This is a genomic window from Reichenbachiella sp. (assembly GCF_965223055.1).
Taxonomy (GTDB): domain Bacteria; phylum Bacteroidota; class Bacteroidia; order Cytophagales; family Cyclobacteriaceae; genus Reichenbachiella.
On sequence record NZ_CBDCVM010000011.1, the window covers coordinates 39,443 to 63,096 of the forward strand.

At 40.4% G+C, this 23,654-nt stretch carries 18 protein-coding genes, 1 tRNA gene and 1 pseudogene; 16 read left to right on the top strand and 4 right to left on the bottom strand.

Annotation, left to right across the window (positions count from 1 at the left end):
- Nucleotides 1-12: 12 nt before the first annotated feature.
- The 11 genes and pseudogenes from ACOQO5_RS11160 to ACOQO5_RS11210 all read left to right on the top strand — a co-directional run bounded on the left by ACOQO5_RS11160 (nucleotide 13) and on the right by ACOQO5_RS11210 (nucleotide 12,271).
- Nucleotides 13-972 carry a cytochrome-c peroxidase gene (locus ACOQO5_RS11160; RefSeq protein ID WP_420581779.1) on the top strand — a complete coding sequence of 320 codons (960 nt, stop codon included), beginning with the start codon at nucleotides 13-15 and terminating at the stop codon, nucleotides 970-972.
- A gap of 121 nt (nucleotides 973-1,093) precedes the next feature.
- Nucleotides 1,094-2,338, top strand: a complete 1,245-nt coding sequence (gene egtB / locus ACOQO5_RS11165) for an ergothioneine biosynthesis protein EgtB (protein WP_420582548.1) — start codon at nucleotides 1,094-1,096, stop codon at nucleotides 2,336-2,338.
- Between the two features lie 16 nt (nucleotides 2,339-2,354).
- A complete protein-coding gene (gene egtD, locus ACOQO5_RS11170) occupies nucleotides 2,355-3,302 on the top strand; it encodes an L-histidine N(alpha)-methyltransferase (RefSeq protein WP_420582549.1) in 948 nt (315 codons plus the stop codon).
- Nucleotides 3,303-3,674: 372 nt separating this feature from the next.
- Nucleotides 3,675-3,974 carry a hypothetical protein gene (locus tag ACOQO5_RS11175; protein WP_420581780.1) on the top strand — a complete coding sequence of 100 codons (300 nt, stop codon included), beginning with the start codon at nucleotides 3,675-3,677 and terminating at the stop codon, nucleotides 3,972-3,974.
- A gap of 249 nt (nucleotides 3,975-4,223) precedes the next feature.
- Nucleotides 4,224-4,307: transfer RNA gene (locus tag ACOQO5_RS11180), tRNA-Leu, on the top strand.
- Between the two features lie 311 nt (nucleotides 4,308-4,618).
- Nucleotides 4,619-5,668, top strand: a pseudogene (locus ACOQO5_RS11185) (M42 family metallopeptidase).
- A 62-nt stretch (nucleotides 5,669-5,730) separates the two neighbouring features.
- Nucleotides 5,731-6,249, top strand: coding sequence for a DUF6624 domain-containing protein (locus tag ACOQO5_RS11190; RefSeq protein WP_420581781.1), 519 nt, complete (start codon nucleotides 5,731-5,733; stop codon nucleotides 6,247-6,249).
- Nucleotide 6,250: 1 nt separating this feature from the next.
- Entirely contained in the window at nucleotides 6,251-7,747 is a 1,497-nt protein-coding gene (locus ACOQO5_RS11195) for a GH3 auxin-responsive promoter family protein (RefSeq protein ID WP_420581782.1), read from the top strand.
- A 216-nt stretch (nucleotides 7,748-7,963) separates the two neighbouring features.
- A complete protein-coding gene (locus ACOQO5_RS11200; protein ID WP_420582550.1) occupies nucleotides 7,964-9,118 on the top strand; it encodes a 1-deoxy-D-xylulose-5-phosphate reductoisomerase in 1,155 nt (384 codons plus the stop codon).
- Entirely contained in the window at nucleotides 9,118-10,437 is a 1,320-nt protein-coding gene (gene rseP / locus ACOQO5_RS11205) for an RIP metalloprotease RseP (RefSeq protein WP_420581783.1), read from the top strand. The genes ACOQO5_RS11200 and rseP overlap by 1 nt, the downstream gene beginning before the upstream one ends.
- Before the next feature lie 91 nt (nucleotides 10,438-10,528).
- Nucleotides 10,529-12,271, top strand: a complete 1,743-nt coding sequence (locus tag ACOQO5_RS11210) for a transglutaminase domain-containing protein (protein WP_420581784.1) — start codon at nucleotides 10,529-10,531, stop codon at nucleotides 12,269-12,271.
- On the opposite strand, the gene ACOQO5_RS11215 is transcribed toward ACOQO5_RS11210, so the two are convergent.
- Together ACOQO5_RS11215 and ACOQO5_RS11220 are read right to left on the bottom strand one after the other, a co-directional pair.
- Nucleotides 12,264-12,941, bottom strand: a complete 678-nt coding sequence (locus ACOQO5_RS11215; RefSeq protein ID WP_420581785.1) for a hypothetical protein — start codon at nucleotides 12,939-12,941, stop codon at nucleotides 12,264-12,266. The two genes, ACOQO5_RS11210 and ACOQO5_RS11215, sit on opposite strands and share 8 nt — an antisense overlap.
- A gap of 504 nt (nucleotides 12,942-13,445) precedes the next feature.
- A complete protein-coding gene (locus ACOQO5_RS11220) occupies nucleotides 13,446-13,982 on the bottom strand; it encodes a hypothetical protein (RefSeq protein ID WP_420581786.1) in 537 nt (178 codons plus the stop codon).
- A gap of 102 nt (nucleotides 13,983-14,084) precedes the next feature.
- On the opposite strand from ACOQO5_RS11220, the gene metG reads away from it, so the two are divergent.
- Together metG and ACOQO5_RS11230 are read left to right on the top strand one after the other, a co-directional pair.
- Nucleotides 14,085-16,175, top strand: a complete 2,091-nt coding sequence (gene metG, locus ACOQO5_RS11225) for a methionine--tRNA ligase (protein ID WP_420582551.1) — start codon at nucleotides 14,085-14,087, stop codon at nucleotides 16,173-16,175.
- A 168-nt stretch (nucleotides 16,176-16,343) separates the two neighbouring features.
- Nucleotides 16,344-18,458, top strand: a complete 2,115-nt coding sequence (locus tag ACOQO5_RS11230; protein WP_420581787.1) for a molybdopterin-dependent oxidoreductase — start codon at nucleotides 16,344-16,346, stop codon at nucleotides 18,456-18,458.
- An 11-nt stretch (nucleotides 18,459-18,469) separates the two neighbouring features.
- Here ACOQO5_RS11230 and ACOQO5_RS11235 read toward each other — a convergent pair whose 3' ends face one another.
- Entirely contained in the window at nucleotides 18,470-20,410 is a 1,941-nt protein-coding gene (locus tag ACOQO5_RS11235) for a YgiQ family radical SAM protein (RefSeq protein WP_420581788.1), read from the bottom strand.
- A 23-nt stretch (nucleotides 20,411-20,433) separates the two neighbouring features.
- Between ACOQO5_RS11235 and ACOQO5_RS11240 the strand changes: the two genes are divergently transcribed.
- Both ACOQO5_RS11240 and aroB read left to right on the top strand, forming a co-directional pair.
- Nucleotides 20,434-20,565 carry a hypothetical protein gene (locus ACOQO5_RS11240; protein ID WP_420581789.1) on the top strand — a complete coding sequence of 44 codons (132 nt, stop codon included), beginning with the start codon at nucleotides 20,434-20,436 and terminating at the stop codon, nucleotides 20,563-20,565.
- 275 nt (nucleotides 20,566-20,840) lie between these two features.
- Nucleotides 20,841-21,887 carry a 3-dehydroquinate synthase gene (aroB, locus tag ACOQO5_RS11245; RefSeq protein WP_420581790.1) on the top strand — a complete coding sequence of 349 codons (1,047 nt, stop codon included), beginning with the start codon at nucleotides 20,841-20,843 and terminating at the stop codon, nucleotides 21,885-21,887.
- A gap of 77 nt (nucleotides 21,888-21,964) precedes the next feature.
- On the opposite strand, the gene ACOQO5_RS11250 is transcribed toward aroB, so the two are convergent.
- The gene (locus ACOQO5_RS11250; RefSeq protein ID WP_420581791.1) at nucleotides 21,965-22,144 is read right to left on the bottom strand and encodes a hypothetical protein; all 180 of its coding nucleotides are present in this window, start codon (nucleotides 22,142-22,144) and stop codon (nucleotides 21,965-21,967) included.
- A gap of 278 nt (nucleotides 22,145-22,422) precedes the next feature.
- Between ACOQO5_RS11250 and ACOQO5_RS11255 the strand changes: the two genes are divergently transcribed.
- Nucleotides 22,423-23,652 (top strand): 3-phosphoshikimate 1-carboxyvinyltransferase, encoded by a 1,230-nt coding sequence (locus ACOQO5_RS11255; protein ID WP_420581792.1) that lies wholly within the window; start codon nucleotides 22,423-22,425, stop codon nucleotides 23,650-23,652.
- The last annotated feature ends 2 nt before the right edge of the window (nucleotides 23,653-23,654 follow it).

A 23,654-nucleotide genomic window follows, 5' to 3' on the forward strand; every position in this document is an offset into this window, starting at 1 on the left:
TTAATTCTACTTATGCACTGGGGCTGTAATACTAACTCAATTTCTACAAATAAATTACAACTTAGCTATCCAGCCCACTTCCCAAAACCAATTTCTTCTCCTCCAAGAAATGAAACAACCAGCGCGGGTGTTGCCTTGGGTAAAAGATTATTTTTTGACCCAAAATTATCTGCCAAGGGTCAAATTTCTTGTACTTCCTGTCATCAGCCGAATCTCACTTTTTCAGACGCTCAAAAATTCAGTTTTGGGCACAGTGGCAAAGCATTAAAAAGGAATACACCTCCTTTATTCAATCTGGCATGGTCCGAAACTTTTTTTTGGGATGGTGGAGTAAAAAATCTAGAATCATTATCGTTTGCCGCACTAACAAACTCAGATGAAATGGGTTCCGATCTAACTCTACTAAGTGGACAGTTGAATAGAGATAAAAATTATAGAAAAGCCTTCAACAAAGCATTTGGTATCGATTCTGTTTCCTCCGCTTATGTCAGTCGAGCGTTGGCTCAATATATGCGAACTTTGATTTCAGCGAATGCCAAATATGATAGTGTCCAGTTGGCACTTGCCCAATTTTCGGAAGTTGAAATGCAAGGAAAAATAGTATTTGAACAAAACTGTGCCTCTTGCCATTCTCCTCCACTTTTCACTGATAATAAATTTCACCACAACGGTATAGCACAGTTTTACTCTGCAGAGAATCTTTCCTTGACAACCGGTAGATTTAGAATCACTAGAGATTCTGTCGATTTGGGTAAGTACAAAACTCCTTCACTTCGAAATTTGAAATATACAGCACCATATATGCATGATGGCAGATTCGCCAATTTGGATGAAGTTTTAAATCATTATCAAAACCTGAATGCTTCGAACCAAATTCAGGATTCTCTTGTTGATAACATCAAGTTTTCTGATTCAGAAAAAATCGCACTTGAAGCTTTTTTGAATTCCTTGAATGGTGGACCGATTAAGTAGAGTCTTTCTGAATTAGTTCAACTTTCGTACTAAATGTGCGTAAGAAATCATAAATTTAAGTTAACCAAAAACTCTAAGGATTATCTCAACCCATATCCAAACCACTCCGTCAATTTCATCCATTTCCTATTTCAAGGATAAGTATAAGAGAGTCCGAAATCAATCTATTCATCTGTGCGAGCCATTAGAAAAAGAAGACATGGTCGTACAGCCTATCGTAGATGTAAGCCCTCCGAAATGGCACCTGGGACATACCACTTGGTTTTTCGAAAAGATGATACTCGAAGAGCATTTCAAAGGCTATCAAGTCTACCATCCTGAATACAACTATGTCTTTAATAGTTATTACGAAAGTGTCGGTAAGCGAGTGCTCAGAACAGACAGAGGCAATCTCACTCGTCCCACCACGGAAGAAGTCTACAAGTACAGAACTTATGTGGACGAACAAATGGCTTATTTTTTAGATACTTTTTCCGAGATCCCTCAAAAGGTATCAGAGCTATTGGAACTTGGGCTACAGCATGAACAGCAGCACCAGGAACTATTGGTTTATGACATCAAGTATATCCTTGGCAACAATCCACTATTTCCTGCTTATACCAAAAAGGAAGTTGTCTCTAGTTCCGAATGCAGAACACTTAATTATCTTCCCATCTCAGCGGGAAACTATACCATAGGACATCAACGAGAAGGTTTTTGTTTCGACAATGAACTTGGTGTTCATCAGGTATATCTTCACGATTTCGAGATAGCCGACCGGTTAGTTACCAATGGCGAGTATTTAGAATTTATAGAAGCAGGAGGCTACCAAAATTTCAAATATTGGTACATGGAAGCCTGGGCTTGGGTACAAGAAAACAGCGAATCCGCGCCGATGCATTGGCACTACATTAATGGAGAGTGGTTTCAATACACTTTTTTCGGTTTGCAGAAGCTCAATCTTCACGAACCAGTAACACACATCAGTCAGTACGAAGCTGCAGCATTCGCACAATGGAAAGGCATGAGATTGGCTACCGAATTCGAATGGGAAGTAGCAAGCAACCTGTTTGAATCTGCAATTCATAAAAACGCGAACTTTATTGAGGGTGCAGCCTTAGCTACTCAAACGGCAGAAAAGGGTCATTTTCAATTTTTCGGAGATACCTGGGAATGGACCAATTCGGCCTATCTACCCTACCCCTACTTCAAAACAGAAACCGGACCTATTGGCGAATACAATGGAAAGTTCATGATCAATCAAATCGTACTACGAGGAGGTTCATTCGCCACTCCAAAAGATCACATCAGACCGAGCTATAGAAATTTTTTTCACCCTCAATTAAAATGGCATTTCACTGGAATTCGCCTGGCAAAACATGTTTGAAACCATAGAGAAATAAATCGTAAAGAATAAGCAATTCCTAACGGATGTCATTGAAGGTCTTTCGGCTGATACTAAACACATATCGTCCAAATATTTCTACGACAAAAAAGGAGACGCCATTTTCCAGCAGATCATGCACATGGATGAATATTACCTTACAAATGCGGAACTTGACATCTTTGAATCCTATAAAAGTGAAATAGCTCAACTATTCTCACCAGAGAAAAAACCATTCAACCTGATAGAGTTCGGCGCAGGTGATGGTATGAAAACCAAAGTTTTGCTAAAAGAACTTTTGACTCATGGGGTTCCATTCGACTATGTACCTATCGACATTTCTCAAAATGCACTGGATCAACTGAATAAATCCTTGACCAAAGAAATGCCCAACCTATCTTTTAAAGGGATACAAGGAGATTATTTTGAGGTTTTGAATAAGCTAAAGGAAAGCAATGGCCGAAGAAATGTGGTGCTATTTTTGGGTTCCAATATTGGCAACTTTACCAATAATGAAGCGAAGTCGTTCACATCTAACATCAGTGATAAGCTAAATCCTGGTGATTTACTTTTCATAGGAGTGGATCTAAAAAAGAACCCAAAAAAAATACTCTTAGCTTATAACGATCCTAAAGGTATAACCGCAGAGTTCAACTACAACTTGCTTAGAAGGATAAATAGAGAGTTAGGTGGAAATTTTGACGTAGGACAATTTGAGCATCACCCAACTTATGATCCTGTGACCGGAGAATGTAAAAGCGCACTCCTCAGTAAAATAGATCAAGAGGTGGAAATAGACAGTCAGACCTTCCACTTTGCAGAGTGGGAACCTATTCACACGGAAATATCTAGGAAATATTCACTCAAGCAAGTTCACCAGTTGGCCAAAGCCTCTGGTTTTAAAGTCAAAACGGATTTGTTCGATTCCCATAAGTATTTTGTGGATTCGGTTTGGGAGATTGTTTAACCTCCTTCGCGCACTTGTTGCGCGACCTGTCTGATTTAGCAACAGCTGTTCAAGAAGCAGATGCCGCAACAAGTGCGGCAAGTAATATCCCCCTTAGAAAAAGCGGGCTAGGGGGATTTTAGCATTGCCCAAAATCTTCATACATTATCTGCATTTACTTTGGGCAAAATCATAGAATTATTTAAGATAGTAGAATGAATACTCAACTACTCTTACTGATACTTTTTATCCGCTCTCTTTATACCCCAATTGAGGATGATGATGGTTAAAAACGGAGAACAGTTCAAGCCATCTAAAACAACTAAACTTGACCCTTGGCTTAATACTCAAACCTATTCAAGTTTTTTTCTCCCATTAGTTCTGATCGTATGTATGATAACATTCATATTTTTTCAACCAGCAGATGACTGGAAGATGTTAGCAATGATTATTTTTCTATTTTCTCTTCTTCCTGCAATAGTCTTAAATCACTTCATTACATACTGGAAGCACATTGCAATAGATTCTGTTGTTAATGATTATTCAGAAAAAAGTATTGAAATCAAGTTCAAGACAGGCGAGCAAATTGTTCTGACAAAATCAAATACAAAAATTGTAATAAATCATGCCATAAAGCGTGCTTGGAAAAGGCTTTTCTGGGGTGGATTTGAATATAACGTCATCACACCTTGATAATGACAAAAAAATTACAATCAACAGCTTAGAAACTGATGTTGCTACTTTGAACCTCCTGCTTTCTTATTATGGCATCAAAGTTATAGAAATAGAATATTTAGATACTAGCATGTAATTGAATACACCCTAGCATAAACTAGACTTTAACCGCCAAAATTTAAGCACAATCTCCACAATTACTTTGGGCAATTCGAGAATAAATCTATTTTTGCAACCCCGATCATTCGGGCTCATCACAATTGAAATGCGCACGTGGTGAAACTGGTAGACACGCCATCTTGAGGGGGTGGTGAGCTTACGCTCGTGGAAGTTCGAATCTTCTCGTGCGCACAATTTTTTCAAATTATTGTACAATTGATTCTTGGGAGCAATCCCGTGGAAGCCGAGCGTCGGTTCGATCGAATCTTCTCATACGTACAATTTTTTCAAATTTTCTGGCCTTTGTTGATCTTGTCCCGAAAGGATGTCTATGGCATGTCTGCCTTTGTTGGTCTTGTGACCCACAAACCTACCAAAGCCTATCTCTACTAAAGTAGGTTATCTTACAAATCACCAATATTACTTCAGCAATTAGATAGATATAGGTGCAATCCTTAAATTCGCACCACATTTAGAATTTTAATCAAATCGTATGGCTCTCAATATCCCCACTACTAAAAAACATCTGTGAAATCGCCGGTGCACCTGGCTTTGAATCACGCATCAGAAATCTGGTGATAGAAGAAATCAAAAACCATGTGGACGAATATCACATCGACAACATGGGTAATCTGGTGACCATCAAAAGAGGGAAAGGAGACGAACCCTAAAAAAGTGATGCTGGCTGCACACATGGACGAAATTGGGTTTATTGTCAACCATAATCGATGACAACGGGTTTCTAAGATTTCAGACTTTGGGAGGTTTCGATCCTAAAACTTTTACTGCACAGCGAGTGGTCGTCCATGGCAAAAAAAGACATTATCGGGGTAATGAGTAGCAAACCCATACATGTGATGTCTCCTGCGGAGCGAGAAAAGCCAGCCAAGAAAGAAGATTACTTCATCGACCTGGGCATGCCTAAAGAAGAGGTGGAAAAAATTGTATCTGTTGGTGATCCAGTGACCAGAGAAAGAGACTTGATAGAAATGGGCAACTGCGTGAATTGCAAGTCGATAGACAATCGGGTTTCGGTTTTCATCCCTGATAGAAGCCATAAAGCAATTAAAAAACAATGCGCATGATGTATATGCGGTATTCTCAGTGCAGGAAGAAGTAGGCATCCGTGGCGCCAATGTAGCTGCCCACAGCATCAACCCTGATTTCGGCATTGCTTTGGGACACCACCATCGCCTATGATCTACCAGGTGCTCAACCCCACGAATATGTCACCGAACTGGGCAAAGGCACAGCGATCAAAATCCTTGATGCCATGACGATTTGTGACACACGAATGGTCAACTTTCTCAGAAATACTGCCGACGATCACAACATCAAATGGCAGAATGAAATCCTGGTCGCTGGTGGGACGGATACTTCAGGTATTCAGCAAAAAGGAAAAAACGGAGCAATCTCTGGAGCGATTTCTATACCTACCCGTCACCTGCATCAAGTCATCGAAATGGCCGACAAAAGACGACATACAAGCATCTATAGACTTGACCGTTGCCGCGCTAGAAAATTTGCACACCTATAACTGGAGCTGGACTTGAAAAATTTGATCTTCTTTCTCTGCTTTATTTCTTGCCAAAGCATAGCGCAAGACTATTCCAGCATGCAAAAAAAACTGGAACATTTTGTAGATCAGAGCATAGAAGTCCGAGAATCGGTAATGCCGGTTGCTCAGGCATACGGTTTTGAGTCTTATCAGATGGATTCACTGAATCAATTGATCAGCTTTCGAGATTCCTTGCATCTGCAATATGTGGTAGCAGTATTGACTGAACATGGTTGGCTTGGGACGTCCGTCGTAGGGAAAAAAGCCAATATTTCCATCTTTCTAGCCATACAACAAGCACCCAATGATCAAGTCCGGGAGCGTTACTACCCGATGCTAGAGGCCTCTGCCCAGAGAGGGGAATCAAGCCTGGCGCAAATGGCTACCATGAAAGACCGAATATTAGTGAACAAAAAGCAACCCCAGGTTTATGGGACACAGTGGAATTATGTAGATGATAAATCAGTACTATTTCCATTGGAAGATGTAAATTCGGTGAACGAAAAAAGAATCGAAGTGGGTCTCCAGCCACTGACCGATGAAGAATTAAAAACCGTACAAAGCAAATACCAATAGCATGGGCATCCGATCGGTACTAAGCAAGCCATTCGCCAAATACATCGTCAAACAACAAAACAAATGGGCTTCCAACCCAAAACAGACGCAGGATAAAATTCTTTCGGCCATTACCTCCAAGGCGGCCATTACCGCATTTGGAAAAGACCATAAATTCAAGGACGTAAGCAACTACCAGGAATTTAAAGAAGCTGTACCTATAGGTGACTATGAAGTATTACGACCGTATGTGGATCGCGTGAAAGAAGGCGAACCAGATGTGCTCTGGCCTGGGCTACCCTCCTACTTTGCCAAAACTTCAGGAACCACATCTGGCACCAAGTACATCCCCATCACCAAAGACTCGGTACCCAATCATATCAATAGCGCAAGGAATGCTTTATTGAATTATGTGCATAACTCTGGTAACAGTCAATTTTTAGATGGCAATCTCATATTTCTTTCGGGTAGCCCCATCATGACGCAAACCAATGGCATTCATACCGGCAGACTTTCAGGAATAGTGAATCACCATGTGCCCGGCTACCTCCGAACCAACCAGATGCCGTCATATGAGACCAATTGCATCGAAGACTGGGAGCAAAAGGTCGATCAAATCGTAGAAGAAACTTATCAGAAAAACATGACGCTCATTTCCGGCATTCCGCCGTGGGTGCAGATGTATTTCGACCGATTGACTGCCAAGACAGGCAAAGCCATCAAAGATTTATTTCCTGACTTTTCGCTCTTTGTCTATGGGGGTGTCAACTTCGAGCCCTATAAAGCCAAACTATTCGAGAGCATAGGCAAAACCATAGACTCTGTAGAAACCTACCCTGCTTCAGAAGGATTCATAGCCTATCAAGACACCTTGGATCAGGAAGGGTTACTGCTATTACTGGATTCAGGGATATTCTTTGAATTCATTCCAGCGGATGAATATTTCGACGACAATCCGACTCGACTCAGCATCAACGACGTGAAAACTGGAGTCAACTATGCACTAATTATCAATAGTAATGCCGGCCTCTGGGGCTATTCTATTGGTGATACCGTCGCGTTTGTTTCTACTGACCCTTATCGCGTGGTAGTCACGGGTAGAATCAAGCATTTCATATCGGCCTTCGGAGAGCATGTGATCGGGCAGGAGGTAGAAAAAGCCATGAATGCGGCAGTAACAGAGCAAGGTCAAACGGAGATCACTGAATTCACTGTTGCACCTCAAGTCACACCTGAATCAGGGTTACCACGACATCAGTGGTTTGTAGAATTTGGACATCAGCCTGAGGACATGGAGCGATTTGCAAATACGATTGATCAAAAATTGAGAGAGCTCAACGCCTACTATGATGATTTAATTACTGGTAATATTTTGGAGAGGTTAGAAATCATTCCACTCAAAAAGAACGCATTCATTGACTATATGAAATCGCAAGGTAAGCTTGGTGGTCAAAACAAAGTCCCTCGTTTGTCCAATGATCGAAAGATTGCTGATGAACTTGTTAAGCTTAGACTCTAACATTTCCAAAGTTTAGAACTTTGGAGATTTCCATCACTCAGAGTTACTCGGAGAGAACTCTGAGTATTGCAAGTATAGCTTCAGAGTCCTTTTCAAGTAACTCTTAGCGAATTAAAATTAACTTTTCTAAAGTTTGAAACTTTAGAAAAGTTCGGTTCGGCTATTCTTTATAGTTTTGCAGCTGCTTTTTACTTTTTGAAAGAGGAAACACACCCAATATTGAAAAAGAAAATATCCATTCTTGGCTCCACAGGTTCCATTGGCACTCAAGCCCTGGAAGTCATAGAAGCCAATCCAGATCATTTCGAGTTGGAAGCCATTACGGCCAATGAAAATGCCGATTTACTGATCCGACAAGCCCGACAGTTCAAGCCCAACCTGGTAGTCATCGCCAATGAAAACAAATACCAAAAGGTATTTGATGCTTTGGACAGTGAGGACATCAAGGTTTACGCTGGCGAAAATGCACTATGTCATGCGGCGGAACTAGAAGAAGTGGATGTGGTGCTCACGGCACTCGTAGGCTATGCAGGTTTGAAACCTACGCTTAGAGCGATTGAGGCTGGAAAGGCCATTGCTCTTGCCAACAAAGAAACACTTGTGGTGGCCGGCGAACTGGTGACCCGACTAGCTAAAAAGAAAAGAGTGCCCATTCTACCAGTAGATTCAGAGCATTCGGCGATTTTTCAGTGCCTCACTGGCGAATTTACCAACCCTATAGAAAAAATAATCCTCACTGCCTCTGGTGGACCATTTCGAGGAAAAGATCGAAACTTTTTGACTAATGTCAAAAAAGAACAAGCGCTTAAACACCCTAACTGGGACATGGGAGCCAAAATCACTATTGACTCTGCCAGTTTGATGAACAAAGGTCTGGAAGTGATAGAAGCCAAATGGCTTTTCGATCTTAAGGACGAGCAAATTGAAGTAGTCGTACATCCTCAATCCATTATCCACTCCATGGTACAGTTTGAAGATGGATCGATCAAAGCGCAGATGGGACTGCCGGATATGAAACTACCCATTCAATATGCGCTGACGTATCCCGACCGCCTGAAAAATGATTTTCCAAGGTTTGATTTTATGGACTATCCACAGCTGACTTTCGAAAAACCAGACCTGGAAACGTTCAAAAATCTGGCATTGTCGTTTGAAGCATTAAAAAAAGGAGGCAATCAGCCTTGTATATTGAATGCAGCTAACGAAATTGCGGTATCAAAATTTTTGGAAGACCGTATAGGCTTTTTGGAGATGTCTGATGTGGTGGAATCCTGTCTGAATAAAATCTCGTATGTCTCTACTCCAAGTTTTGAAGATTACGTAGAGACTGATAAAGAAACTCGAATATTAGCAACAGAATTAATTAATTGATGGAAGGACTAATAATGACAGCCCAACTATTGTTGGGATTATCCATTTTGGTGGGTGTACACGAATTTGGCCACTTGATTGCAGCCAAGGCATTCGGCATGAGGGTAGAAAAATATTCGATCGGGTTTCCCCCTAAAATCTGGGGCTTTCAATATGGCGAGACTGAGTATTCGTTCGGCGCAATTCCATTAGGAGGATTTGTAAAAATCTCTGGAATGATTGATGAGTCTTTGGATACGGAAAGCATGTCAGCAGAACCTGAAGAATGGGAATTCAGAGCTAAACCAGCATGGCAAAGACTCATTGTGATGATGGGCGGTATCATAGTGAATGTAATCACAGGTATTATCATCTTCGTGTTTTTGGTTTATAGCAATGGCAACTCTTATGTTCCCAAAGAAGAGCTAAATAAGCACGGAATCGTGGCGTATGAATTGGGACAAGAGATTGGCTTACAATCGGGCGACATCATCTTAAAGGTAAATGGCAAGGACTATGATCGTTTTGCAGATTTACGTAGCATGGATGTGCTATTTGCAGACCAGCCTACATACAAAGTCCAAAGAGGGGATTCAGTATTTGATTTAGTTTTTCCAGAAGGGTTTTTAAATAAACTGACCGATAAAAAGTATAAAGACCGATTTATATCTTTTAGATTCCCTTATGAAGTAGGACAGGTAATCGCTGGCACCGCTGCCGCCGATGGAGGTTTAAAAGCCCAGGACAAGATTCTAACGATCAACAATGAGCCCGCTTTATATTTTGATCAATTGAAAGAAATTCTAACTTCTAACGCAGACTCTAATGTGGTAGCTACTGTAAAGAGAGCGGACAACAGTACCGAAACTTTGACTTTTAAAGTTTCTCCTGAAGGAACCATTGGTTTTCAACCAAGCCCCTTGATCAACTATCAGCATGATGAATATTCTTTTGGTGAAGCCATTCCTATTGGCACCACACAGGCTTTCAATGTCGTTTGGGCTAATATCAAAGGCTTAGGTAAAATTTTCTCTGGTGATGTAGCTGTGTCTAAATCATTAAGCGGACCGATCCGTATCGCACAGATGTTTGGCGGTACTTGGGACTGGAACAAATTCTGGAATATGACAGGACTCTTATCTATGGTCTTAGCATTTATGAACTTCTTGCCAATACCAGCACTAGATGGTGGACATGTGGTATTCTTGACCTATGAAATTGTATCAGGACAGAAGCCATCGGATAAGTTTTTAGAAAATGCACAGAAAGTCGGCATGGTGATTCTCTTAAGTTTGATGGTATTTGCCTTCTTCAATGACATCGTTCAGACCATATTCTAAATTGCCATAAAAAACATTCAAATTGAAGAGCACTGAAATATCAGTGCTCTTTTTTATTTATATTGTTTTCTTGATAGGAATCAACTTTTTAATGCACAGACTTTCTTTCACTTTATTCTTACTTGCGATAAGTCAAATTACTTGTGCTCAAGAATTTTCTTACCAAGTTGATGTAAATAACCATAGAGCAGGTAGCTACAGAGTAAGTACAGAAGTAGACCAAAACATTCACACTTTCACTTCACTTGACTTCAATTTGCTCACCCTTTATGATTCTTTAAATTTCCATTCTACTGCCCATTTCATTGAGTCAGATTCAGGTCACCTTGAATCAGTTTTCTGTACAACGATTTTAAAAGACACACTAAGTTTTAAAGTAAAGTTTGATTCAGATACGATTCACTTCACCAACCTTTCAGATAGCTCAATATTTTACACCGTGAACAATTCCATGATTTTTGGCCCAGACAAAATCAGAAAACTTAGCAAGATCAGACTTGACACGATTGGATCCAGTTTATGTTATCAGACTTTTTCAACAGAACTCAATCAAGTCATCGAAGTCACCAGAGAGCTTATAGATTTTTCGATAGAAAAAGCAAATAAATTAAGAATTGTAAAAGAGACGGTTGGCTCTAAATCGACGCTCAGAAAATTTGATAGTGAATTCAACTTGGTAGAAACCAAAAGCCAGTCAGCATTAGGTGAGATCAGATTGATCAGAACAAATAAAGTTGGTCCATCTCAATTTCTTGAGTCAGACTTATTCAAAAAAAATCATCTACTATCCAACATCCGATTTCCAGACCCAATTAATATCAATTCAACTAAAATCAAAGTTGAGGGATTGGACAGTTTATCCTCCCTACCATTCAAACAACACAATCAAAACATCACCTTTCAAGACAGCAACGCTTTCGTGCTAATCTTAGATAATATCAGAGAATCCTCCCATCAATCAGAAATCAAAAGTCATTCCAAAGCGCAGTTGTTTTTCAGTACTGCCAGAGCTAATGAGATTCTAGATTCATTAGAGATAAACACGCTCACTTTAAACGAAAAAATTAATCAAATCAAAGAATTTTCGAAACTCCACTACCACCCAAACCTGGTTCTATTCGAATTGCTCTCCTCCACTGATATTCCAGTTCGAATAGTTTATGGTTATTACTATGATCGATGGTTCTGGATGCCCAACACGTGGGTAGAAGTCGCGATTAATGATTATTGGGAGTTACAGGATTTAACATGCAGTTATTCTCCTAATGCAGCGCTGAGAATAGCCTTATTCAAGAGTCAGCCTGGCAGTCCATTAAGTCACTCGTATTTAGATCAATCTCCAACCATTGAGAACTTACACGTTCAATCCTTTAGCCTAAAGGACAAAAAGTATTCGGTATCGAGTCAAGTTTTTCCCTATTATTTTGAAAATCCCGTATATGAAAATGAAGGTCTGGGGATTCGTATGAATATTCCTGATGGCTTCTACATTTCAAATGACGGCACTGCATCTCCAGCTGATTTGTTTTTGAGTCTAGAAAACGACTACAATGAAAAAATAGATTTGTATCAAGTGTTGATATCTGATGAAGCTGTGATGTCAGAAATAGCAAAAGAAAAGATCTTTCAATTTGTAAAAGATAAGACCATCAATATTAATAAAGATAAAAAATTACCACTTTGGTATGGATTTAAAGGAAAGCGTGGAGCGATAGTGATACCTCAAGGGGAAAGCTACATTTTCATTACCATTGAGCATGAAGATCCTGAATTTATGATTTTCATTCTGACTCGAAAAAATTTGATGCTCAAATTCAAATCAATGACTAAATAGACTGTCTTACCTGATGCCACAAAACGTCGTTATATATTGTTCTAATTGCTGAATATATGAACCAAAACAATAATGATGCATAGACTAAATTTCTCAGACGAATCAAATTAACCGCTTTGAGATTTCTTAATATCCTATCGCAAAACAAAGCGACGAAAAGAAGAAAGGCCGGGAATAAAATACTCAAATAACGCTCTGACTCATGATAGTCAATCCGAGAATAATACGAACGGAGAATCACGTAACAAAAAAAGAGAATCAAAAGATTAATCAACTGACGATCTCTATTCCATTTAATTGGCTGTCCAAATAAAAAACCAACAGCCCATATACCCAAAACAGCTACCAAACGAATGTGAAAATCTAATTTCAAAGGCAAAAACCAAGCAGTAATCACATTTAAATAGTGAGCACCTAGGGACCTAAAACTACTACCACCTAACACCTGATGTACGTCCGAGTTGGAAAAATAGCGTGTCAGCCAAAAATGCACCAAATACAAAGCAAGTCCATAGCCCAATGCCTTCAACAGTCCCTTTTTGTTTCTTTCCTTATTGAGTAGTACCAATGCCACTCCAGGCGCCACGAGCATGAATCCATTTTTTGTCAAAACACCAAAACATCCAACTAACAAAAGGAGCAGATACTTTTGCCTGTTACTATCGGCCATCAATAATTTAATGGTTAACAAGACCCAAATCGTTACTAAAGATTCAGACCAGAGAAAACTATGAACTAGATGAACAGGGATCGAAAAAACAAATAAGCCAAAAACCAAGAGTTGGATAGGTCCATCGATTGAATGCTTCTCAAGTAGACCCCAAAACAAGAAACAAATAAAGGAAAACTGAAAATAGAGCATTAGGTATGGCCCAAAACGACCAACAAAAGAAAAAACAGTCAAAACAAGAGGAAATATGGGTGGGCGCCTTAATTCCTTTCCTTCAATTGTATTTAGGTTAAAAAAATCATGGAGATTTTGAGAAGCGTTCCAATAGTCAAATGAATCATAAGTGTAGCCTATGCCATACCAGTTAGCATAGACCAAAAATATGAAGGAAACAAAAAATAGAGCAAGGCTAAAAACCTTTAACTTTTTTTCACTAATTGTCAAGACGGGCAAATTGCTATTATTATAAGTTTAGGAGTTCAGATATTGAAAACAGCCAAGAGCTTAAGACAGTAATATTTGGAAATAATCTTTGAGTTCAAACATCAACCGTTCATTTTCTTCATTTCTAAATTTCAACGCAACAATCTCTTCCAGGTCTCCTCTATTCATATATGCAGTAATGGTGTAGTGAAATTCCTGATTAGAATCTGAAAACGCATTTGTATCAGCTTGTTTAGCCTGTACTTCTAGTTTCACATCTTTCACATCTGTAAATAAATAAGCTCTGGAATGTCCCGCTCTAAACAAAATAGTTTTGTCATTTCTATCTATTACCAAACTACGGTAAGAAGCAGTAAGGTAATTGAAAAATGGAGCCAGCAATAACACTATTCCGACCCCAAGCGCAAGTAAACCCTCCCAATTCCCAAATAAAACAAGAATCAATAATCCCAGCATAGAAAAGGTAAAGCCCAAAATCCCAAAGAGTATCAATAGTCCCCATGAACCAAAAATCTTCATTCTAATGATCAAACGACCCTCATTCTGATAAACTCGATATCCGTTTTTGCCAAGCTTCTTTATTAATTCTGGTTTCATTTTTAGGATGTTGGTTTCGCTTAAGTTACCAATATTTTTTCACCCACACTTTAGTCAACTTAAATATGTCCAAATAACGTCTCGTAGCTTTCGAATATTTCTATCTTTGCCGAAAAAAAATCCGTGCAAAAAGAGTTTAAAAGATACACCGTTACCTCTGCCCTTCCCTATGCGAATGGCCCTTTACACATTGGCCACATCGCTGGTGCCTATTTACCGGCCGACACCTATGTGCGCTATCTCAGGGCCAAAGGAAAAGACGTAGCCTATGTATGTGGAAGTGACGAGCACGGCGCGGCCATTACGCTCAGGGCTAAAAAAGAAAATACTACGCCTCAAGCGATCATCGATAAGTATCATCAGATCAATAAAGATACTTTTGAAAGATTCGGCATCTCTTTCGATATGTACCACCGTACATCTGAACAGATTCACCATAAAACTTCCCAAGAATTTTTTCTCAACCTTTATGAAAAGGGTGAATTCACGGAAAAAGAATCTGAACAGTTTTACGATGAGGAGTACAAGCAATTTCTTGCGGATAGGTATGTAACCGGTACTTGCCCTAAATGCAGTCACCCGGCTGCCTATGGTGACCAATGTGAAAAGTGTGGTACTTCTCTCAATGCCACAGATCTGATTAATCCAATTTCTACACTGAGCGGAAAAGCTCCAGTCTTGAAAACAACGAAACACTGGTACTTGCCTTTAGACAAATATCAGCCTTGGTTAGAGCAATGGCTGATTGAAGGCAAAAAAGGAGAATGGAAATCAAACGTATACGGACAATGTAGTTCCTGGCTCAAAGAAGGTCTTCAACCACGCGCCATGACCAGAGATTTGGACTGGGGCGTAGATGTACCGCTTCCTAAGGCGGAAGGTAAAAAACTCTACGTGTGGTTGGATGCACCCATAGGCTACATATCAGCTACCAAGGACTGGGCAAAAGAGAACAACAAAAACTGGGAGGACCATTGGAAGAAACAGGAGAATGAAGAAGACGATGCTTGTCTGATTCATTTTATTGGAAAAGATAATATCGTCTTCCATTGTATCATATTCCCTGCGATCCTTCAGGCGCATGGAGAATATATCTTACCTGAAAATGTACCTGCCAACGAATTCCTGAACCTTGAAGGAGAAAAAATATCAACTTCTAGAAACTGGGCCGTTTGGTTGCATGAGTATTTGGATGAATTCCCTGGCAAAGAAGATGAATTGAGATATGTGCTCACTTCAATTGCACCAGAAACCAAAGACAGTGAGTTTACCTGGAAGGATTATCAGGCCAGAGTCAATAATGAACTGGTAGCCATTTTTGGAAACTTTGTGAATCGTGCCGTTGTGCTTACGCACAAATATTTTGATGGAAAACTGCCAAAAGCTGCACTACAAGGCGAAGACGAGGCAGTCATTAAAGAAATGGCCTCTTTCCCAACCAAAATCGCTGAAAGCATTGAAAAATACAGATTCAGGGAGGCACTAGCCCATTTGATGGATTTGGCACGATTGGGCAACAAATACCTGGCAGACACAGAGCCTTGGAAGCTGATCAAAACAGATGAGCAGCGTACGGCTACCATTCTGAATGTGGCGTTACAAATAGCAGCTAACCTGTCTATTCTGTCTGAACCATTCTTACCAAGAACTGCAGGAAAAATAGCCACCATGCTCAATATGGATGGAGAAAAATGGGATGAAGCAGGCTCAGCGACCATCCTACTCTCAGGACAAAACATAGAGAAGCCAGCCTTATTGTTTGAAAAAATAGATGATAAACTCGTGGAAGAACAAGTAGAGAAATTGAAAGCAACAGAAGCCAACAAGCCAGCCGCTGTAGAAGATGTAGAAGTAGCTCCGCAAAAGCCAGAGGTTACCTTCGATGACTTCATAAAAATGGATATCCGTACAGCTACCATTTTGGAAGCCGAGGCCGTACCAAAATCCAATAAGCTTTTGAAGTTTAAAGTAGACACGGGAGTAGACACTCGTACCATACTTAGTGGAATCGCTAAGCACTATACACCGGAGGAGATGATCGGTAAGCAAGTCACTGTATTACTAAATCTTGCCCCTAGAAAAATCATGGGTGTAGAGTCACAAGGTATGATCCTGATGGCGGAAGACCACGACGGCAAACTTCGATTAGTACAGCCCAATGAGGAAACTCAAAATGGGATGGGGATTAGCTAGTACCTAGAAATTAACTTTTCTAAAGTTCGGAACTTTAGAAAAGTTGCACCATATAAACAGCTCAGGGCTTAAACCTTGAGCTGTTTTTTTTGATACCACTCCCTTTGTCCAAAATGATTTCCATTGTGGATTAACCACAAATGCCCTATCTTTTAAAAAAGATTCGGCATGACCCAAATTCACTATCGAACCTGTAACTTATGCGAAGCCATGTGTGGCCTGGCTATCGAGCATGATGGCAATAAAGTCATCTCCATCAAAGGTGATGTAGATGACGAATTTAGCCAAGGACACATCTGCCCAAAAGCACTTGCACTAAAGGACATTTACGAAGACCCGAATCGTCTAAAAAAACCGGTTAAAAAAACAGCAGATGGATGGGTTGAAATATCATGGGAAGCTGCCATTCAAGAAGTAGCTGATGCTTTAGCCTCTACAAGAAAGAAGCACGGATCAGACGCTGTCGGCGTGTACAGTGGAAATCCAAATGTTCATAATTCAGGCTCACTATTATCTGCCCCTGAATTCTTAAAAGAACTCCGAACCAAAAACAGATTTTCTGCTACCAGCGTGGATCAGTTGCCACATCAGTACATGGCTTACTTGATGTATGGCCATCAGCTCCAAATTCCAATTCCTGATATCGACCGAACCGATTTTTTAATCATTCTAGGAGCTAACCCGATTATATCAAATGGCAGCCTGCTATCTGCTCCCAATATCAAGAAGAGATTAAAAAACATACAAGACAGAGGGGGTAAAATTGTCAACATCGACCCTCGTTTCACAGAAACATCAGCTAAATCTGACCAACACCTTTTTATCCGACCTGGTGCGGATGTATTCATGTTATTGAGTATGCTTCATATTTTGTTTGAAGAAAACCTGGTTAAGCTTGGAAGATTTGAACAGCACCTTAAGGGCTATGAAGAACTTAAACATATAGCGAATGACTACCCCCCAGAAAAAACTGCCCCAATCACTGGCATTGATTCAGATGTACTCAAGGATTTGACCAGACAATTCGCAAGTACTGAAAAAGCAGTGCTGTATGGCAGAATGGGTGTTTGCACTCAGGAATTTGGAGGCATGTGCTTGTGGCTGGTCAATGTACTAAACATCCTTACCGGACATTTTGATGAACCAGGTGGTTATATGTTTACTACGCCTGCTATTGACTTGAAACCTCAGCTTTCCAGAGGACATATTGGTAAGTGGAAAAGTCGCGTCAGAGGTTTACCTGAAGTGGGTAGTGAACTACCTTCTTCTGTCATGGCAGAAGAAATTCTAACTCCAGGCGAAGGACAAATCAAAGCTATGGTCATCAGCGCCGGCAATCCTGTACTTTCTACTCCAAATGGAGTACAATTAGAAAAAGCATTTGAGTCGTTGGACTTCATGGTGTCCATAGATTTATATATCAATGAGACCTCCAAATTGGCCAATATCATTTTACCAACCGCGACGGGACTCGAAACTGATCTCTATGATATCATATTTCATACACTAGCCGTTAGGAATACTTCCAAGTATTCACCGGCACTTTTTAGTAAGTCTAGTGGTGCGAAATATGATTGGGAGGTTTTTAGAACACTGAGGATCGCCTATTTGAAATCGATGAACAAATTGTCATTCGCAAAACGTATCAAATTAGGCATTACTCATTTATTTTCACCTGAAAAGATGTTGGACATTCTGCTCAAAAGAGGGCCTTACAAAAAGGAATTGAGTATCAAAAAACTAAAGAAAAATCCTCATGGTATTGATTTGGGAGCATTAAAATCTCAAATGCCAAATTCACTTTACCACAAAGACAAAAAGATCGAATTATATCCAGAAGAAATCAAAGTTGACCTTCAACGTGTCAAGCAAAAGTCCGACACTTTCAATCCTGAAAATTTTCTACTCATCGGAAGACGACAATTAAGGACTTGTAATTCCTGGCTACATAATAGTCAGCGATTACTAAAAAATAATATCTGCGACCTTTTTCTACATCCAGCAGATGCTCAAAAACTAGGATTAAACAACGAAGCCAAAATTAAAATCACTTCGCGGGTGGGACAAGTGATCGTACCGTTCAAAACCACAGAAGAAATCATGCAGGGTGTAGTTAGTTTACCACATGGCTGGGGGCACAAGGGTAAGATTAAACTGGATGTTGCTACCACTTCGCCTGGCACAAACGTCAATGAATTGACGGATGACAATTTTGTAGATCAGCTTACAGGCAATGCAGCCGTCAATGGCGTGCCTGTAAAACTTGAAGTATGTGAAAATTAGAATGGCTTAAATTATCGCCTTCTGCTCTTCCCAGATCGTTTGCCAGAAAATTTCTTCTTACCAAATGGTTTTGACTTTCCTCCCCCTTCGGTTTTATGAGCAAACTGCTTTTTCTCTGGGCGACTATACAGTAGCCTTTCGATCAAATCCTCTCTACCTTTGCTTTGAAGTTTGTCCTTGATGCGATTTCTATATTCACTCTTATGCCAAAAGAAAAACATGTGCTGATTGCGCTTTTCCTTCTCTGACTTAGGCGTAAATAGTTTCTGCATGGTGTAGGGATGATAACCAGAGTAGTAAATCACTGTGGCCACTGTCATAGGAGTCGGCGTAAAGTCCTGCACCTGCTCTAGTCTAAAGCCCATATCCTTGGTCTCCGCTGCCAGATTTGCCATATCCTCTTCTTTGCAGCCTGGGTGACTGGATATAAAATAGGGGATCAACTGCTGATTGAGCTGGTGCTTTTCGTTGATTCTATCGTATTTCTTTTTGAATTCATGGAAGTGCTTGAATGACGGTTTACGCATGATCCTCAGCGTATCATCCGCAGTGTGCTCAGGAGCCACCTTCAGACGACCAGAAACATGCCTGGTAATAAGTTGTTCCATGTACTCATCTATACTGTCATTTGCGTCTTTGTTGTAGCTCTTGGTCAGCAAATCATAGCGAATCCCACTGCCTACAAATGCTTTCTTCACACTTGGGTGCTTGTCTACCTTTCGGTAAAGCTCGGTCATCTGGCTATGATCGGTATCCAGATTACTACATATTACCGGATGAATGCAAGAAGGACTTACGCATCGATCACAAATCTCCTGCACCTTGCCTTTCAAGCCATACATATTAGCTGATGGTCCTCCAAGGTCAGAAATGTATCCTTTGAAATCAGGCATTTGAGTTACCTGATCCACTTCTTTCATAATCGACTCTTGACTCCTACTGGCAATAAACTTACCCTGATGAGCCGAGATAGTACAGAAGCTACATCCTCCGAAACAACCACGGTGCATATTGATCGAAAACTTGATCATTTCATATGCGGGTATTGGCCCACGTTTATTGTACTTGGGATGTGGTAGTCGGGTATAATTCATATCGAATGACTGATCAATTTCTTGTTCAGTCATAGTGTAGAATGGAGGGTTGATCACGACGTTGAAATCACCAGCAGCTTGAATAATTCTATCTGCCTGGAGTCGATTCGATTCTTGCTCGACAAACTTGAAGTTAGCAGCATAGGATTTTTTGTCCCGCAAACATTTTTCATGCGTATTGAGAACAATGTCTTTCCAATCCTTGTGCTTAGGTACTTCCTCTTGTCGAGGCGTTTTGTAGCTGGTCTGAGGAATATTAGTCAATTGATGAAATGGAACACCTTTTCCCAACAAACTCATGATCTCTCGAAGCGGTTGTTCACCCATTCCGTAGACCAACAAATCCGCACCGCTGTCCACCAAAATAGATGGCATTAGCTTATCAGACCAATAGTCATAGTGAGTTACTCTTCGCAGGCTGGCCTCTACCCCACCAATAACCACAGGTACATCTGGGTAAAGCTCTTTTAGAATTTTAGTGTAAGTAATCGTAGCATAGTCTGGGCGAAATCCAGCATCTCCACCCGGTGTATAAGCATCATTGGATCGTTTTCTTTTGTTGGCAGTATAGTGATTGACCATCGAGTCCATACAGCCAGAAGTCACTCCAAAAAACAATTTTGGCTTTCCGAACTTCTTAAAACCTCTTAGATCATCTTGCCAATTTGGCTGAGGAATAATGCCCACTCTATAGCCTGCAGATTCAATGATTCGGCCTATTACGGCCCCACCAAAAGCCGGGTGATCGACATAGGCATCTCCGGAAATGATAATTACATCTAATTCATCCCACCCATGTGCTTCCAGCTCCTTTTTAGTAATAGGAAGCCAATCCTTCAATTCATGCTTCGCTGCCATTTTGCAAAGCTAGCGAAAAAGATATGAAAGCAGGGTTGTTTCTGGAGGTCGCTCAGGTTCGTGAAGACACGAATCCGAACAGCAGAAATGATAGTGCTTTTAACAAAGAAATGGGACTTATGGGAAACACGATTACATCCGTCGCTCAGGTTTGAGCCTAGCGAAACCATCTTAATTAGGTTCGTGAGACACGAACCACGGCACGGATTAGGATTCATGCCTGGCTCAAAAGTCCTTTTAATTGGTCAGGCTGAGCGGAACGCCATCGCGCGGCTAATCGCTCATTGCATCTGAGTTCTCTATCGAGTAACTCTGATGGAATAGCTCCGGTCGCTCAGACACGGATAATACCTATGAAATTGCTTTTGATATACAATTGGATGGATTTTAATATTGACCCGATTACATTTGCCGCTTATAAGCTAAACTCATGGAAAATCACCGTACAGAAATCACGAACAACATTACCCAAAGTATACGTAATTTCCTTGCCGGTAAAAAGTATAGCAAAATTGCAGTAATCTGTGATGAAAACACTGAAGCGCACTGCCTTCCACTGGTGCTTGAGGCACTTCCAGAACATTTTCTATTAAAAATAGATAGTGGAGAAGAAAACAAACATCTCGGCACTTGCGAACAGCTTTGGATGGCACTCACAGAGGCTGGATTCGATCGTAAAGGACTGGTGATTAACCTTGGCGGTGGAGTGATCGGTGATATGGGTGGATTTGTAGCCAGCACGTACAAGCGTGGTATGGATTTTCTCAACATCCCTACCACGTTACTATCTCAGGTCGATGCCAGTGTAGGTGGTAAGTTGGGTGTGGACTTTCATGGGTTTAAGAATCATATTGGTCTGTTTGCTGAGCCTCAAAATGTATTGATAGACACCTGTTTTTATGCTACCCTTCCAGAAAGAGAGCTTCGGTCTGGTTTTGCGGAAGTGATCAAACATGGGTTGATTTATGACCTAACTTACTGGCAAAAAGTAACATCTATTGATTTGGATGAAGCGAATTGGGGCGAACTGGTTTCTCGTTCCGTTCAAATCAAAAAAGAAGTAGTGACTGCCGATCCTTTTGAATCTGGGCTCAGAAAGATTTTGAATTATGGTCACACTTTAGGGCATGCTGTAGAATCCTATTTCTTAGACAAAGGGGATCAAAGATTGCTTCATGGTGAAGCCATAGCTGTAGGAATGATCTGCGAAGCTTACTTGTCTCATAAGTTCACTGGGCTTACCTCTGAAGAATTGGAGGACGTAGTTGCTTACTTAATAAAGATTTATAATCCTATAAGCATTGATAAGTCACTTTTCGATGAAATCATAGGACTGACTCTTCAAGACAAGAAAAATGAGGGAGGCGTTGTTCAGTTTAGCTTACTAAGTGGGATTGGCAAGTGCAAAGTTAACATTCCCATTTCAGCACCTGATATGCTTGACAGTTTGTTTTTCTTCAACAAGCAGGTAGAATAATATTCACTTGGCATCGTGAAGTCATATCCCTAATTGCTAGGACTAATTTATAATGGTTCAAGCTGACTTCTTGTCTCTTAGACAAAAAGGTCAGCTTTGGAATCTTGAGTCACGACCAAATCATCCACTTGCTTGGTTTCAATTTTGTCGTTTTTCAAATAGAGATAAGTAGCCAATCCTACCGTTGCTCCGGCAGTTGCCCCCGCAACCAGTTTGCTCAAAATTCCTTTTCTTTTTTTGTTCGTTTTTTGCTTCATCTTCGTATTCTCTGACCTATTATAATAACAACTTTCGAGACTTTACCCCTCAAGTTTTTGCTTCATTTATTTCAACGGATAATTCAAATAATAGATTTACAAAATTGAAGATGAACGATTGATTTGTTTAAGTCTGTGGTTTAGGGGATTAATCAATTGTTCATCCTCAATTAAGTTGGTTGTAAGTACGCTAGTATTCAAATTAAAATCCTGTCTAATAGCTTCAAATTCCTGCCTAGACTTTAATATTGCAACTTCAAAAAAATTCAATCAAGAACATGAGTGGATCAATCAAATTAAGCAGACCTACAACAACATTATCCCTCGATGTTCCATTGACTTCATCAAAAAGTGAAAGCAATCGCGCGCTGCTTTTGAATGAGTTGGGTGGTGGCACTTCAGAATTGAAGAATCTTTCAACGGCACGTGATACTGTCACCATGACCAAACTGATGGCGTCAGACGAATACTCTCTAGATGTTTTAGATGCAGGAACTGTAATGCGATTTACTACGGCTTTTCTGGCCATTGGAAAAAAGGAAAGAAGAATCACAGGAACACCTCGAATGTGTCAGCGCCCAATTGGTTTACTGGTAGATGCGCTCAATGAGCTAGGTGCTGAGATCACCTATGAAAAAGAGGAAGGTTTTCCTCCGCTTTTATTCAAGCCATTCACTAACCAAAAAACAAACCAGCTGACTATCCCTGGAAATATCAGCAGTCAGTACATTTCTGCATTACTGATGATTGCACCAACACTTCCAGAAGGTTTGACTATCACCTTGGAAGGTGAAATTTATAGTAGACCTTATATAGAAATGACTTTGAATCTGATGAAACACTTTGGGGTTTCAGGTGAGTTCAAAAACAATCAAATAAGTGTTGAACATCTATCCTACCAATCAAACAGTTACACGATTGAATCAGACTGGTCTGGGGCGAGTTATTGGTATAGTTTGTTCGCATTGGCAAACAAAGCTCAAATCACTTTGAAAGGTTTAAGATCAAAGTCAAACCAGGGCGATCACGCCATTGCTTCTATCATGGAAGGCTTGGGTGTAAAATCCACTTTTGATGGAGAGATTGTTACTCTGAGTAAAACTGACATTCAAGAAAAATTAGTCATTGATTTTAAATCTTGTCCAGACTTGGCGCAAACTGTGATGGCAGCGGCGGCAGCCTTGGGAGTAGACTTAAAAATGACTGGTTTAGAGAGCCTCCGGATTAAAGAATCTGACCGCACCGCAGCCATGGCTATTGAGCTTGGTAAAATAGGAGCTAAACTGGAGGAACATGAAAATGGGTTGTGGATACTTACTTCTCCAAAGAAATTGGAAGTTACTGAAGTGATCGAATTTGATACTTATGACGACCACCGCATGGCCATGGCTTTAGCTCCACTGGCTATGAAATTTGATTGTATTATACATGAACCAGAAGTCGTTGTAAAATCCTACCCAGAATACTGGGAGCATTTGGAGATGGCGGGGATGAAAATTACAAAATAGAC